At 70.6% G+C, this 13,448-nt stretch carries 14 protein-coding genes; 9 read left to right on the forward strand and 5 right to left on the reverse strand.

The window, feature by feature from the left end; translation table 11 throughout:
• Nucleotides 1–71: 71 nt before the first annotated feature.
• From ORI94_RS17090 to fxsT, 4 genes are all read left to right on the forward strand, one after another.
• A complete protein-coding gene (locus tag ORI94_RS17090) occupies nucleotides 72–311 on the forward strand; it encodes a hypothetical protein (RefSeq protein WP_266076200.1) in 240 nt (79 codons plus the stop codon).
• A 175-nt stretch (nucleotides 312–486) separates the two neighbouring features.
• Nucleotides 487–615, forward strand: coding sequence for a hypothetical protein (locus ORI94_RS17095; RefSeq protein WP_266076202.1), 129 nt, complete (start codon nucleotides 487–489; stop codon nucleotides 613–615).
• Between the two features lie 110 nt (nucleotides 616–725).
• Nucleotides 726–1,163, forward strand: a complete 438-nt coding sequence (locus tag ORI94_RS17100; protein WP_266076204.1) for a nucleotidyltransferase domain-containing protein — start codon at nucleotides 726–728, stop codon at nucleotides 1,161–1,163.
• A gap of 125 nt (nucleotides 1,164–1,288) precedes the next feature.
• On the forward strand, nucleotides 1,289–3,427 hold the full coding sequence (gene fxsT, locus ORI94_RS17105; RefSeq protein ID WP_266076206.1) for an FxSxx-COOH system tetratricopeptide repeat protein: 2,139 nt from the start codon (nucleotides 1,289–1,291) through the stop codon (nucleotides 3,425–3,427).
• Nucleotides 3,428–3,572: 145 nt separating this feature from the next.
• Here fxsT and ORI94_RS17110 read toward each other — a convergent pair whose 3' ends face one another.
• Together ORI94_RS17110 and ORI94_RS17115 are read right to left on the reverse strand one after the other, a co-directional pair.
• On the reverse strand, nucleotides 3,573–4,022 hold the full coding sequence (locus ORI94_RS17110) for a hypothetical protein (RefSeq protein ID WP_266076208.1): 450 nt from the start codon (nucleotides 4,020–4,022) through the stop codon (nucleotides 3,573–3,575).
• A 241-nt stretch (nucleotides 4,023–4,263) separates the two neighbouring features.
• Nucleotides 4,264–4,680 (reverse strand): DUF1761 domain-containing protein, encoded by a 417-nt coding sequence (locus tag ORI94_RS17115; protein WP_266076210.1) that lies wholly within the window; start codon nucleotides 4,678–4,680, stop codon nucleotides 4,264–4,266.
• Nucleotides 4,681–5,651: 971 nt separating this feature from the next.
• Here ORI94_RS17115 and ORI94_RS17120 point away from each other — a divergent pair.
• The 3 genes from ORI94_RS17120 to ORI94_RS17130 all read left to right on the forward strand — a co-directional run bounded on the left by ORI94_RS17120 (nucleotide 5,652) and on the right by ORI94_RS17130 (nucleotide 8,851).
• Entirely contained in the window at nucleotides 5,652–6,662 is a 1,011-nt protein-coding gene (locus ORI94_RS17120) for an aspartyl/asparaginyl beta-hydroxylase domain-containing protein (RefSeq protein ID WP_266076212.1), read from the forward strand.
• 351 nt (nucleotides 6,663–7,013) lie between these two features.
• Entirely contained in the window at nucleotides 7,014–8,168 is a 1,155-nt protein-coding gene (locus ORI94_RS17125; protein WP_266076214.1) for a cytochrome P450, read from the forward strand.
• Nucleotides 8,165–8,851: a class I SAM-dependent methyltransferase gene (locus ORI94_RS17130; protein ID WP_266076216.1), complete on the forward strand. Its 687-nt coding sequence runs from the start codon at nucleotides 8,165–8,167 to the stop codon at nucleotides 8,849–8,851. Before ORI94_RS17125 ends, ORI94_RS17130 begins: the two co-directional genes overlap by 4 nt.
• A gap of 57 nt (nucleotides 8,852–8,908) precedes the next feature.
• Here ORI94_RS17130 and ORI94_RS17135 read toward each other — a convergent pair whose 3' ends face one another.
• Complete coding sequence (locus tag ORI94_RS17135) at nucleotides 8,909–10,210, reverse strand: MFS transporter (protein ID WP_266076218.1); 1,302 nt, start codon at nucleotides 10,208–10,210, stop codon at nucleotides 8,909–8,911.
• 128 nt (nucleotides 10,211–10,338) lie between these two features.
• Between ORI94_RS17135 and ORI94_RS17140 the strand changes: the two genes are divergently transcribed.
• Nucleotides 10,339–11,352, forward strand: coding sequence for an ArsR/SmtB family transcription factor (locus tag ORI94_RS17140; protein WP_266076220.1), 1,014 nt, complete (start codon nucleotides 10,339–10,341; stop codon nucleotides 11,350–11,352).
• Between the two features lie 163 nt (nucleotides 11,353–11,515).
• On the opposite strand, the gene ORI94_RS17145 is transcribed toward ORI94_RS17140, so the two are convergent.
• Both ORI94_RS17145 and ORI94_RS17150 read right to left on the reverse strand, forming a co-directional pair.
• Entirely contained in the window at nucleotides 11,516–11,746 is a 231-nt protein-coding gene (locus ORI94_RS17145) for a DUF397 domain-containing protein (RefSeq protein ID WP_266076222.1), read from the reverse strand.
• On the reverse strand, nucleotides 11,747–12,592 hold the full coding sequence (locus tag ORI94_RS17150) for a helix-turn-helix domain-containing protein (protein ID WP_266076224.1): 846 nt from the start codon (nucleotides 12,590–12,592) through the stop codon (nucleotides 11,747–11,749).
• Nucleotides 12,593–12,808: 216 nt separating this feature from the next.
• Between ORI94_RS17150 and ORI94_RS17155 the strand changes: the two genes are divergently transcribed.
• Complete coding sequence (locus ORI94_RS17155) at nucleotides 12,809–13,432, forward strand: ATP-binding protein (protein WP_266076226.1); 624 nt, start codon at nucleotides 12,809–12,811, stop codon at nucleotides 13,430–13,432.
• The last annotated feature ends 16 nt before the right edge of the window (nucleotides 13,433–13,448 follow it).

Consider the following 13,448-nt stretch of genomic DNA (forward strand, 5'->3'; position numbering starts at 1 on the left):
ATCGCACAGCAGGATGAGGGGCCTGCCGCAAGGCGCGGGGAACACGCTGGAAAGGACACGGTGGAGCCGACATGACCGTCCCCTGGGTGAAGCTCGAACTGGACGTCGCAGCCTTCGACGCACCGCACTTCGAGACGTACGTGACGCGGTGCCGCGAGGACGGCATCCGCCTGACCACCCTCGCCCAACTGGGCGACACGCCGGAACACCGTCGGCCCCGTCGAACGCCACGACCGCCTTCCACCCGAGGACCGGACCGCGTCTCGAAAGCCGCTCGCCGAAGCGCCGCGCCGGGCAGAACAGGCCGGTGAGCCCGGGATCGCGTGAGCGGACCCCGACACGGATGCCCACGACCGTCTGCCGCACGGGCTCGACACCGGGGTATACGGCAACGGGGCACGCGGCACCGGGATACGCGGCAACGGGGCCTGCCCCCCACGCTTCGCGGCTTGTCGGGAGACCGGTGCCCCGGGTCTGGAGCACGCCTTGGCGGACAACGCCGCACTCTGCGGCATTCCTCAGGGGCAGGTGACGGTCTGCCGGCACGTCTCCCTCGCCAGGAACTCGGGGACGCGCTCGGACCGCAGGGCGAAGGCGGCCGACGCCTGGTCCTGAGCCTGCGGCGTGTCCCGCCTCGTGCCTCGTGGTGCAGGCAGATCTTGCTGGTCACGGCTGCGCCGGCTGTTCGGAGAGGGGCGTTCGAGGTGCATCACGACGGTCGGTCAGTGAATCTTCCAGCCGTGCCCTCTCCGGAGAGGGCCGCCGAGATCAGCGAGGTCATCGACCGGATCACACGCTGGGCGAGGGGCCGTGAAGACATCGTCGGCCTGCTCTTGGTGGGATCGTGCGCCCGCAACGCCGCGCGACCGGACTCCGACATCGACGTCGTCCTGCTCAGCACGGATGAGTCGCGGTATCTCCTCGAGGACGGCTGGGCCGTGGAACTCGGGCTGGGCGGACCGGTCCGCACCCAGTCGTGGGGGCCGATCACAGAACGACGCTGTTCCACGGCCTCCGGCCTGGAAGTCGAGCTGGGCATCGGCTCTCCGGCCTGGGCGAAGACAGATCCCGTCGAGCGCGGGACGCGTCGTGTCGTCACCGACGGCGCCCGGGTGCTGCACGACCCGGCCGGTGTCCTTGCCGGCCTTCTCGCCGCCTGCTGACCGGTCGGCGGCCTGCCGGTGGGGCCCTCGGGCCGCTTGTCGGGCCGGTGTCCGGGGCCGCTCATGAGGACAACTCCCGGGGCCGGCCTGTGCCACGCTGTCATCCGGGACGAACGGGGGCAGGCATGGCGGAGGGCGCGGCCGACGGCACGGAGCGGGAAGTCACCAGGAACGACCTGTCGGGGACCGTCTTCGGGCCGGTCGTCCAAGCCGGCACGGTCAAGGGCGGCGTGCACACGCACTTCCACGCGTCGGGACTGCCGCTGGCGTCGGACGTCCACGCGTTCACGCCGGTGGCGAACCCGCCACGGGCCCCGTCCGGTCGGCTGTGGGGCCGCGACGACGACCTGAACGAAGTCGTCCGGCTGCTTGAGGCGCCCTCGGACGACAGCTTCGGCGTGGCACTCGTCGGCATGCCCGGTGTGGGCAAGACCGAACTCGCCCTGCACGCTGCCCGCGCGCTGCGAGGGCGGTATCCGGTCACCTGGTGGGTCAGCGCGCAGGACGGCGAGGCCGTGACTAGGGGCCTCGCAGCCCTGGCCCATCATCTGCTGCCCGGACACCGGCACTGGCGCACACCGGCGGACGCGGCCGCCTGGGCCACGGACTGGCTGCACCACCACGACGGCTGGCTGCTCGTCCTCGACGGTGTCGAGACGCCGAGCGAGGCGGCCGTCGTGCTGGCCCGGATCGATCGCGGGCCGGTGGCCGTGACCACGCGGTGGGACGTGGACTGGACGGAGTGCGGGCTGGCCGCGAGGACCGTCGAGCCCCTCCCCGCCCCCGTCGGCGCGGCGTGGCTCTCCGGGCACACGGGCCTGGACGCCGGCGACGGCGCCCACCGGCTGGCGGCGGACCTGGGAGGGCTCCCGCTCGCCCTCCAGCAGGCCTCGGCCTACCTGCGCGAACAGGGCCTGTCCTACGAGAGGTACCAGTGGCTGCTCGACGCCGAGCCCGGCGAACTCCTCGACTCACCGGCATGGACGGACGTACACCGCCGCAACACGGCGCGAAGCCTTCGCCTGAGTGTCGACGCCGTCGCTGCGCTACGGCCGAGCGCCGTCCGCCTCCTCAGGACTGCCTGCTGCTACGCGCCCGAGACCATCCCGCTCGGCCTGTTGACGCCGGAATCCCGGACGTCGATGCGCCACCGCTCCGACATCGAACTCCTGCGCGCCTATTCGTTGATCACGGCGGACCGCGGAAGCGTGAGCGTCCACCAACTCCTGCGGCGGCTGCTCCGGTCGGACATGACGGCGGTCGGCGGAGAAGCGGCCATGGCCTGCGAGCTGCTCAGGTCCGCCCTCCCGGAGGACCCGTTCTCGACGGTCGCCGACTGGCCGCACTGGCTCGGCCTGATCTCGCACACCGAGGCCCTGGACGCCTTCGTCGACTCGATCGGTGAGGTGCCGGGGCAAGCGGTCGCCGACCTCGCAGGAGCACTGCACGGAGTGGGGACGTTCATGCTGGCCCAGGGGTGGACCGGCCAGGCGCGTACGTCTCTGGCGCGGGCCGCCGAGCGGCGGACGACGGCACTGGGAGAGGGGCACGCGGACACCCTCGCCTCCCGCCATCGTCTTGGCGAGGCGCTCCGCGCTCTCGGCAGCCTCGAGGAGGCGTTCGACGTCCACTCCGCGACGCTGGAAGCCCGGTTGAGGCTGCACGGTCCGGAGCACCGGCTCACCCTGCAGACGCGGGAGGCGCTGGCCATCACCTGCAAGGCCATGGGACGAACCGACGAGGCCATCGTCCAGCACGAGGCCGTCCTGCGCGATCGTGCCGCGGCCCTCGGCGACGATCACACCGACGTGCTGTGGTCGATGCACAACCTCGCACTCACCTACAAGCAGGCAGGCCGGCTCAATGAGGCGCTGGATCTGCACCAGCGGGTTCTTGAGCGCCGCACGGCCGTGCTGGGGCCGGACCACCCGGACACCTTGCGGTGCCTGCACAACATCGCCAACACCCACCACGACGCGCGGCGCTACGAGGAAGCCATCGCCGCGCAGGAGCAGAGCGTCGCGGACCGCACGCGTGTCCTGGGGCCGGAGCACCGCGACACTCTCCGGTCCCAGTCCAATCTGGCCGACTCGTATCTCGCCGCGGGCCGGGTGCCCGAAGCCGTCGCGCTGCACCAGCGCACGCTCGCCCAGCGGGAGCGGGAACTCGGGCCGGAGGAACCGGACACCCGCCGGTCGCGTGAGCGACTTGAAGCCGCCCGGGCACAGCAGCACCCTGCACCGGATCACGACGGTTCCCCCTGAGCGGCGCAGGCCCGGCACACTTCCGTGCTCCCCGGGCGGTGATCGCTCCCGGCACGCCGGGCCGGCACGCCGGGCCGGCACGCATCCGCCCCGCGCGCATCCGCCCCGCGTGCATCCGCCCCGTGCGGGGCGGCCCCAGCGCCGCTCAGTCCCGCGCCGCAGGGGTTCCGCTCTCAGGGGCGGCCGGCGGCGGAGGCTGCGTGCCGAAGGAGAGCCCGGAGAAGTCCCGGCCCTGGATCACAGGCCCGTACTGGTTGCCCCCGCTGATGCTGTTGCGCACGCCGCCGTCCTCCGTGAGGGCCAGCCTCGCCCCTTCGTGCCACTGCCGCAGGCCGGCGTCGAAGTCGGGGTCCAGCGAGGTGCGAGCGGCGAGCGCGGCGCTGAGGGCCCGTGCGCGCTCCTGGTCGTCCGGCGCCTGCCCCAGGGCTGCCAGCTCCGGCTCCCCGGTACTGACCTGAGGGGCCTCCGCCGCGTCCCGCCCGCGCCGGAACGGCTGCCGCACCAGGGCACTCAGCCCAGCCCACGCCTGCCGCCCCAACTCGCCGCCTGCGCCGCCCGCCAGGGCCGCGAGCAGCCCTACCGCTATCGGATCCATACCGAGACACCCTCCGTGAATGGATGTTCACCATGAGTGGAACGCCTCGGCGGGCGGCCCGGTTCCCGTCGGGGTCCGGTTCACCGCTCCCCCCGCCCGCCGTCCGGCCGGCGTTCCGGGGCTGCCCCGGCGCGGGCCGGGGGCAGCAACGGACGTATCGGATCCCCCTCGGCACCGGACGGTTCATGGAGGCGCACCACCGCACCGTGGCCCGCGAACCCGGACCGGTGCGACGACAGGCCTAGCGCATCGCGACCAGGACGACGCTGTTGAGCACGCTCGTGATCACGAAGAACGGCGCGTTGAGGATGCCGTAGTAGAGCGGGCGCGGAAAGTTCGGGTTGATGGCGATCTGGAAGGTCATCGCGCCGAGATAACCGACGCCGACGAGGAGCCCGAAGGTCACGGCGTCACCGATGCCGGTGACGTCGAGGGCCTCGACGAGTACGGCGCTGGTCAGCACGGTGACGAGGAGGCACACCAGAGGGCCCGCCGTGGTGACCGCCGTCGGTGCGGGCGCCGGCGCGCCCTCGCGGCCGAGGGCGACGGCGTACGGCTTGGCGATCACGACCGCGAACCACACGCCGGCGAGCAGGAACGATGCCACGGCTGTGATCGCGACGGCCAACCAGTCGATGTCGGCGAGAACGGAGAACACGCGCAACTCCTTGTGAACGAGCGGCCCCTGTGACCGCCGAGGGCACGAGTCTCTGCGGTGTACAGGACAGGTTGGGTCCGCTTCTCCGGGAGAGCGGGAGCGGGGTTGAGCGCGCCGGGAGGGAAAGGCCCCGGGCGGGGCGGACGCGTCGATCACCTCACGGTGATCCCGCCGGCAGCCACCCGCTTCGGCGTCCGGACCGGGAGCAGCGGCTCGCTCCGCGCCCACGGCGCGTCGGCCCGGTCCGGCTGGCTCCGCCTGCTGGAGCCGCCATGCCCGGCGGACGGACTCGAAACAATCGCCGTATGGCGCATATTCGGCACCTCGCTTTTTGCGCGCCATAAGGAATGGTGCGGCGCCTCTCCTTGCCGGCAATGCGGCCACAGGAACCAGGAGGGTGACCGATCTTCCTGGTGCACGGTCTTCCTGACATGCCGTCCTGCGCAGTCACGACGGTAAGGAGGGCGCCGGCCGCCATTGCGCCCGGTGGCCTCCGCCGGTTAATGGTCCGCGGCCTTTGAGCCGGTGTCATCGCTCCTGTCGCCGGGGTGTTCACGGCGTCCGACGGCGCGCACTGCGGCGGACGAGGCCCCGGCTGCCCGGCCGTCGTGCCTGCAGCGGTCACGAGCGGGCTCCGGACCCCGTCGCGTCGCACGGGAGGCCGGCCGGACCCACCACTCGAAAGCAACGACAACACCCTCGCCGGATTTTACGGCGACCGCGTCATTGGCGACCGGTAACGCCCGCACAAGCCCAGGAGGCGCCAATACCAGGCCTTGTGCGAAAACAAGACACTCTCCTCGGCGAAGTGCCTGTGCCGCCGGGTTTCGGTCATATTCCCTGCCTCGAGCGCGCGCTAACAAGATCGCCTGAGAAGTGCAAGAACGCGAGTCACTTGTACCTGTCATGCGTCTCGCGAATGATCGCTTCTGTTCGGACCTGGTGCCGTCTGCCGCGCCAGGTGGGGCGAAGTGGGAGGGCATGTGACGCAGGTGCTGGACGTGGCCGACGCCATCAGCGGTCTTCCTGAAGCGGTACCTCTGCGACGGGCTTTCGATCCCGAGCTCTTGCGGAGAGACCTCGACTCACTGGGCGACCGCACGTGGGGTGCTCAGCAGTCGGTCGTGGACGGGGGAGACCTGACTGATCCAGCGGAGATCGACTGGCGGTGCCTGGCTCTCCGCAGCCCCGCGGGCGACCCCAGCCGCACCGACCCGGGAGGGCCCGGAACCGACGGGTTCGCGGACACCCCGTGGCTCAGGCGCACACCGTACATGGCCGAGGTGCTCGCCTCCCTGCCCACTTCTCTGCGCTGTGCCCGGTTGATGTCCCTGGCCCCGGGAGTGGAGGTCCCGGAGCACCGCGACACGCCGACCGGGCTCCTCTACGGTTTCGTACGGCTCCATGTGCCGATTCGCACCAACCCCGGTGCTGTGCTTCGCATCGACGGCAAGGAGCACCGCTGGCAGCCCGGCCACCTGTGGTACGGCGACTTCAGCCGCCCGCACAGCGTCGTGAACACCGGCAGCCGGCCGCGTGTCCACCTCGTCGTCGACTGCGTCGTCACCCCTGAACTGCTGGACCTGTTTCCCGAGGACTTCCTGCAGCGCGTTCCCTTGAGCGACGTGGCGTTCTCGCGCCCCGAGATACCCCTGCGCCCGTTCGAGCTGGCCGACTTCCAGTGCACGCTGACCGTGCCGCCCTGCTTCCTGCGCCTGGACGAGCCGGTCGCCGAACACGGGGAACGGGACCTGGACGCCCGGGTGGTCGCCAAGCACGGTCGCCTGGTGCTGGACATCGGCGACGGGCCCGGCTTCGGCCTGACCCATGTGGGCGGCGGTGAGTTCCGCCTCCAAGGCTGGATCGAGGAACGCGGCATGCACCTGGGGCTTTCCGGCAGTTCCCCGCGTGCCGTCTTCTTCTCACGGCGTGGCCGCCACCACCAGAGCGTCGAGCGCCCGGCCCGGCCGGCCCGCCCGTGAGGTAGCACCGGTCCGACGAGGCCACGGTCGGACACGGCCTCGGTTCGTGGCCGCCCCCTCCCAGAGCCCGCGGGGCGCTTCCCGCTGCACGTTCGGATGCGGCCCGCGTCCGTCCCGACCACCCGGTACCGAGGAGGTGCGTCATGCGCTACCTGCACTGATCTCCCGTAGACCCGGTCCCGCCGACCAGCCGAGGAGGACTCATGCGCTACCTGCACTGACGCGGATCACGACAGCCGGTGACCGAGCGGAAACCCCGCCGGTCACCGGCTGTCCCGGGGCGGCGGCGGACCGGTTCGGACCGCCGCAGCCGACTTCCACCCGTACCACCGATACGCGGGAGAACCGAGGATGGACCTGTTCCGGCCGCTGGACGACGCGACCATCAACGATCCGCAGCCGATGTACCACCGTCTCCGGTCGGCCGAACCGGTCCACTGGTACGCGCCGTTGAGCGCCTGGGTGGTCAGCGGATACGACGACTGCCTGTTCGCCCTGCACCGCACCGACCTCTTCTCCTCCGACTGGCGGCGGGCCGGTGCCGAGATCCCCGACAACCTGCTCAGCATCCAGACTCTGGACCCGCCGGAGCACGGTGCCGTACACCGCGTGCTGATGGACGCCTACCGGCGCCAGGACTTCGCCGCCCTCAGGACGAAGCTGGAGGACCTGGCGGACGCACTCCTCGTCAGGCTGTCCGCCCAGCCGTCCTTCGACCTGGTCGAGTCCTTCACCGCCCCGCTGTCCTTCGCGGCGGTGGCTGCACTGTTCGGAGTTCCCGACGCCGACGAGAAGAACATCGTCGCCTGGTCCGAGGCGATCGTCGCGGCCATGGACTCCGGCCTCACCCCGGACGCCGCCGCCCCCGGAACGCGGGCCCGCGACAAGCTCAGCGAGGAGATCTCACGCCGGCTCGACGGCGAGCCGGACAGCGGCCTGCTCGCGGACCTGCGGCGGGCCGAAGCGGCGCAGAGCATCTCCCGCGACATGATCCTCAACACCCTGCGTGCCATGCTCCACGCCGGGTACGCCCCGACGAGCCGGTTCATCGCGGCTTCCACACTGGCTCTGCTGCGCGCACCCGGGGCGTGGAAGGAACTCCAGGCCACCGGCGTGACCGAGAACGCGCTCAGGGAACTGCTGCGCCACTCCGGCCCCGTACAGGCCGTCGCCCGCGTGTGCACCCAGGACGTGGAACTGGGAGGCCGCCTCCTTCGAGGAGGAAGCGACGTGATCCTCCTGATCGCTGCCGCGAACCGCGATCCCCGCCGGTTTCCGCAACCCGACGAACTGGACTTCACCCGCACCCCGAACCACAACCTGGGGTTCGGCTGGGGCGCGCACGCGTGTGCGGGTGCGTCACTGGCCCGCCTGACGTGCGCCGTCGCGCTGGGCGCCCTCCTGCGGCACACCCCGCGGCTGAGGCTCGCCGGAGAGCCGGTCCACTGGCGTCACGCCACCCTGCGCGGGCTCCGCACACTGCCGGTGAGCGGGGGTGCCGCGTGAGCCCTCTCGGTACCGGTACCTCCTCCGACGGCGGCCCGGTGGCACCGGACGGCAGCCCGGTCGGCCTGTACCGTTCGTTCCCTCCCGGCGGGGAACCGGCGCTCATCCACGAAGCGGTCCCTCCCGGATGCGCCGTACTCGAACTCGGCTGCGGCGCAGGCAGGATCACCCACGCGCTCGTAGACCTCGGGCACCCCGTGGTCGCGGTCGACCAGAGCGCCGACATGCTCGCCTGCGTGCGGGGTGCCACACGCGTCCACGCCGACATCGAGGAACTCGACCTGCCGCGGGAGTTCCCCGCTGTGGTTCTCGCCAGCTTCCTGGTCAACACCGTCGTTCCCGGCCAGCGGGAAGCCTTCCTGGCCACCTGCAGACGGCACGTCGCGGACGACGGCGTCGTGCTCGTCCAGCGGACCTCTCCGCACTGGGCCGCGTCATTGCGGCCCGGCCGGGAGCACCGGTCCGGCGAGTTCCTGATCACCGTCACAGAGGCCCGGCTGGAGGGCGGCTTCCTGCACGCAGCCCAGGAATGCCGCCGCGGGGAGACGACGTGGACACACGCGTGGACCGACGTCGTCCACTCCGACGAGGACATGGAGAAACTGGCCGCTTCCGCCGGGCTGCTCCTGCACCGGTGGCTCGACGAGGAACGGGAGTGGGCACTGCTTCGCCCCGCCGGGTAGAGGACCGTCCCCGTCCCTGCCGGATGCCTGCCGGATGCCTGCCGGATCCCCGCCGGATCACGAAGGCGACCGCTCGGCGGGTGCGTCCGTGTTCCCCGTACTGAACCGACCGGTGCGCCCATGCGGCGAGAGGCGCACGCCGCACACCACGACACCGGCCAGTCCCAGGACTCCGGCCCCCGCGACCACGAGGTGAGCGGGCAGGAACTCGGCCGTGGCGCCGGCCGCGGCGAACCCGACGCCCTGACCGATCATGAGCCCCGCCATGGTGATCGTGAGCGCCCTGCCCCGCAACTCCCCGGGCGTGGCATCCAGCACACGCTGGTCCAGCCCCATCGCGTAGGTGAATCCGAGCCCGCACACCACCAGCAGGAGTGTCGCCGGGACGAGCCCGGGGGCGAAAACGAAGAACAGCAACGGCACGAACATCAGGCAGCCGAGCGGCAGCACCAGCCTGACGCGGGCACCGGGCCGCAGCAGCGTCCCCGCCAGGATCTCACCGATCACCGAACCCGCCGGCGCGGCGCCCAGCAGCAGGCCGGTCGCCGTGGAGCCGCCGCCCAACCGGTCGGCGTACGTGGCAGCCAGCGCCTCCGGCGCCACGACGAGCGTCGGCGGGAGCCAGGTGAACAGCAGCAAGGGCCGCAGGCCGGGAACAGCGAACACCTGCCGAACACCACTCAGCGAGGAACGCGTCACCGACGAGCGGTCGGGCCCCTGACGAGCCGGCAGCCGCCGGGTACCGAACCGGAGCATCAGCGCGGCGACCCCGAACCCCACCGACGCCAGCAGCAGCGCCTGCGTGGACGTCAGAACGATCAGCAGCACCCCTCCGGCAGCGAAGCCGATGATCTGAGTACTCTGCGACACCAGCCGCAGCAGAGAGCGGCCCAGGACGTACCCCGCACCCGACAGCAGATCCGGCAGGCTGGCCGCACGAGCCCCCTGGAACACCGGGGCAACGGTCCCCAGGACCAGCAGAAGCAGGAGGAGGACGGGGATCGGGGCCGACGGAACGGCCATGAGACCGACGGCCGCGCAGCTGACGACCTGGCAGACCACGAGCACGTCACGGCTGGAATACCGGTCGGCGACCGCGGACAGGAACGTGGCGCCGAACAGATAGGGGGCGAAGCCCAGCGCGAAGGTCAGGGACGACAACAGGGGAGACCTCGTCCGCTCGTACACCACCACCGAGAGCGTGATCTGGGTGGTCGCGTTGCCCAGCGTGGCGACGATCTGCGCGAGGAACATCACGCGGAACTCGGGGACGGCCAGAATCGACCGGTAGGTGGGGGACTTCGCAGTTCCCTGGGGGGCCGCGGCAGGGGAAGAGGAAGGAGAACTCTGCTGTGACATGGCCGCAGCATCGCGGGACACGGCGCCACGGCTCAATCGATTCGGACATACTCGAAACCGCCGGGGAACCAGAGGGAGGGAATCACCAGGCGGAGGCAATCACCGGACGGAGGGAGCCAGGAGAGCGTATGGCGGTGCAACTCCTGGTGGAGACCGAAGACCTGCTCCGGTGCCGCTTCGCGCTCTCACCCCTCTGGGAGACCGTGGCCGCGGTCCGTACCCTCGCCGACCCACGGCGCCAGGCGTACCACCTCCCCTGGATACGGCAGGTGCGCCCGCTCGTCGACGACGCCGCGCTCGCCCCGCTGCTCACACTGCTGCCGCGTACGGGATACACCCCCGACTTCCTCACACCGCCGCCCTCCGGCCCCATGGCGACCTTCGACGACGAGCTGGAGCAGGTGACCGCCACGCCCCTCGCCCAGGTGGAGGCGGAACTGCACCGATGCCTCCACGGGCCTGAACGCGGTGCCCCGCCGGACCGGGACCTCGCCGACCACCTGCTCGGCGACCCCGCACACACCGTGGCCGAACTCGGCACCCTGATCCGCCTGTGCTGGAACCGCCTGGTCGCCCCGCAGTGGGCACCGCTGCGCGACCTCCTGCACGCCGACATCGCGGTGCGCTCACAGCAGGTCGCCACCGGCGGATTCCAGCACATGCTCGGGGAACTGCACTCCTCCCTGCAGTGGCGCGAGGACCGCCGACTGGTGATCGCGACACCTCACCGCATCACCCGGCGCCTCAACGGCCGCGGCCTGCTCCTCCTGCCGAGCGTGTTCGTCTGGCCGGCCCTCACCGTCGTGGCCGAGCAGCCGTGGCAGCCCACCGTCATCTATCCCGCCCGCGGGATCGGCGACCTGTGGCGCTCCACCACGGACACCCGCAGCACGAACGCCCTCGAGTGCCTCATCGGCCGCACCCGGGCCCGCATCCTCAGCGGCCTCGACCGGCCCACACCGACCAGCGCCTTGGCCCGGACCCACGGCATGAGCCCTTCCACCGTGTCCGGGCACGTCTCCGCGCTGCGTCATGCGGGCCTGGTGACTAGCTACCGCGTGGGACGCTTCACCCACCACGAACGAACCGCTCTCGGCATCGCCCTGTCCGGCACGCCCGGGGAGAGTTCGGGGACGCCGTGACGGGTGGCGTGCGCCGGCTTCTCGGTTCGGGGGGGGGCATGATCGTCGGCGGTGCGTCGGGTGTGCTGGTTTCTAGTGACCGCGACCCTCCCTGTCCCCTCAGTCAAACTGCGCTCCGAAAGCGACTCGGTAGTTCTGAGCCGCGCCATGCCTTGACGTGGGATCACGATCCGAGCGGGACCTCGAAGCCCCACTCGTTTCGAATCGCCTGTACGAACGGGTGCCAGGCCTCGTATCTCACCGAGACGGCCCGGCCCTCCGCGTTCTCCTTGGAGTCGCGTATGAGCACACCCTGCGTGACATGTGCGCACTCCACGCACTCAGTCGCGTTGCCGCCGCTGTGCGAGGACTTGAACCAGTTCAGCTCGATGCCGGGCTGATGGGCGACGGACATTCACAGCTCCTTGCGGGCGCGTTGGATCAGGGCGGAGGAAGCCTCCATGTCCAACGCTTGTGCGCGGAGGTACTCGAACGCAAGTCTGTATCGCTCCAGTTCCTCCTCCTGCTCCAGGAAGAGCGAACCGGTGTGGAAGTCGACGTAGACCACGTCGAGAGCTGACTCGGTGCCCCCGAGGATCACGAAGCTGCCGAGCGCCGCGGAGTGGGCGCCCTTGGAGAACGGCAGGATCTGAAGCGTGATGTGTGGGGACTCGTTGGCCTCAAGCAGCCGGTCCAGCTGCTCCTTCATCGCCTCCGGTGATCCGACGACCCGGCGGATCACGGACTCGTCGAGGATCGCCCACAGGCGGGGCGGTTTCGGCCGGGTGAGGATCTCCTGCCGCTTCATGCGGATGTCCACCAGCCGCTCGATCTCGGCCTGCTCCAGGGGAATCTCGTTGGCCTTCTGCAGAGCGGTGCTGTAGGCGCGGGTCTGGAGGAGGCCGGGGACGTAGACGCAGGAGAAGTGGTCCTCCCGTACGGCCTCGTCCTCCAGCGTGAGCAGCAGGTTCATGCTCTCTGGGATGGAATCGGCGAACGAACTCCACCAGCCTTGCTGCTTGGCGTCCTTGGCCAGTCGTACGACAGCCTCCCGCTCGGCGTCCGCTGCCCCGTACTCACGGCACAGCGCGTCGACGACGATCCATTTCACCGGGCCCGCCTGGGTCTCGTACCGGCTGACCGTCGCCTTCGATACGCCCACCAGCCGTCCGGCTTCCTCAAGGGTCATCCCCTTGCGGGCGCGCAACTTGCGGAGCATCGCGCCTAGTTGCCGACGGCGCGTGGTGGTCCTGACGGGCATGGGGCTCCTCTGTGCGTAACCCCGGGCAGCCGCTCGGGGCCTGAACAGGCTAGGCAGCACAGCGGCTCGCTCACTACGGAATTCACCCGATAGAGGTTCATGAGAAGTTACACAGTGAGAGTTCTCTGTGTCATTCTCGCATCCGGACCGCTACGCAATGCAGCCGTACGGATACGGCAGGCGCAGCATGAGCGTGGCCGGGAGGGAGGAACGCCCATGCCTGGTATCGATGCCGGGAACCGTCAGCACCGTTGTGTCCTGCCCTTTGCCGCGTTGCCGGCGGAGGTGCAGCTGCTGCGGAGGATCGCTGCCGCACAACTTGACCAGTGGGGTGTGCCCGCGGCCGGCGATGAGGCGGGGCTCCTCGTCACGGAACTCGCGACGAACGTCATCAAGCACGTCGGCGAGGGCACATTGGCCACTTTGATCCTGGAGTGGAAGTGCGACCGGCTGCGCGTCGAGATGCACGACAAGAGCCACGCACTGCCTGCCGTGCGCGGCGCTGACCGTGACGCGGAGTGCGGCCGTGGTTTGTATCTTCTCGCCGCCATGGCGGCGGACTGGGGGACCGTCGTCACGGCGCTCGGTAAGGCGGTCTGGTGCGAGATCGAGCTGGGCCCCGAGGTCACGTGCCGCCGTGTGGAGCGTGCTGTCGAGACGCTGGAGAGCTATCGGGGGCGCGGCGGTGCCGTCCTAGAGGGCCGACGGCGCGAATCGGCGTTGGAGGAGTCGGCGATCGAGCTGATCGCCGACTTGCTGCACTGGACCTCCGCGCGCGGCCTGGACCCGGATGACGTGCTGGACCGGGCTCAGATGCACTACGAAGCGGAGGCCGCTTAGGTGAATAAGATCCGCT

Source organism: Streptomyces sp. NEAU-W12 (assembly GCF_026242095.1).
Taxonomy (GTDB): Bacteria; Actinomycetota; Actinomycetes; order Streptomycetales; family Streptomycetaceae; genus Streptomyces.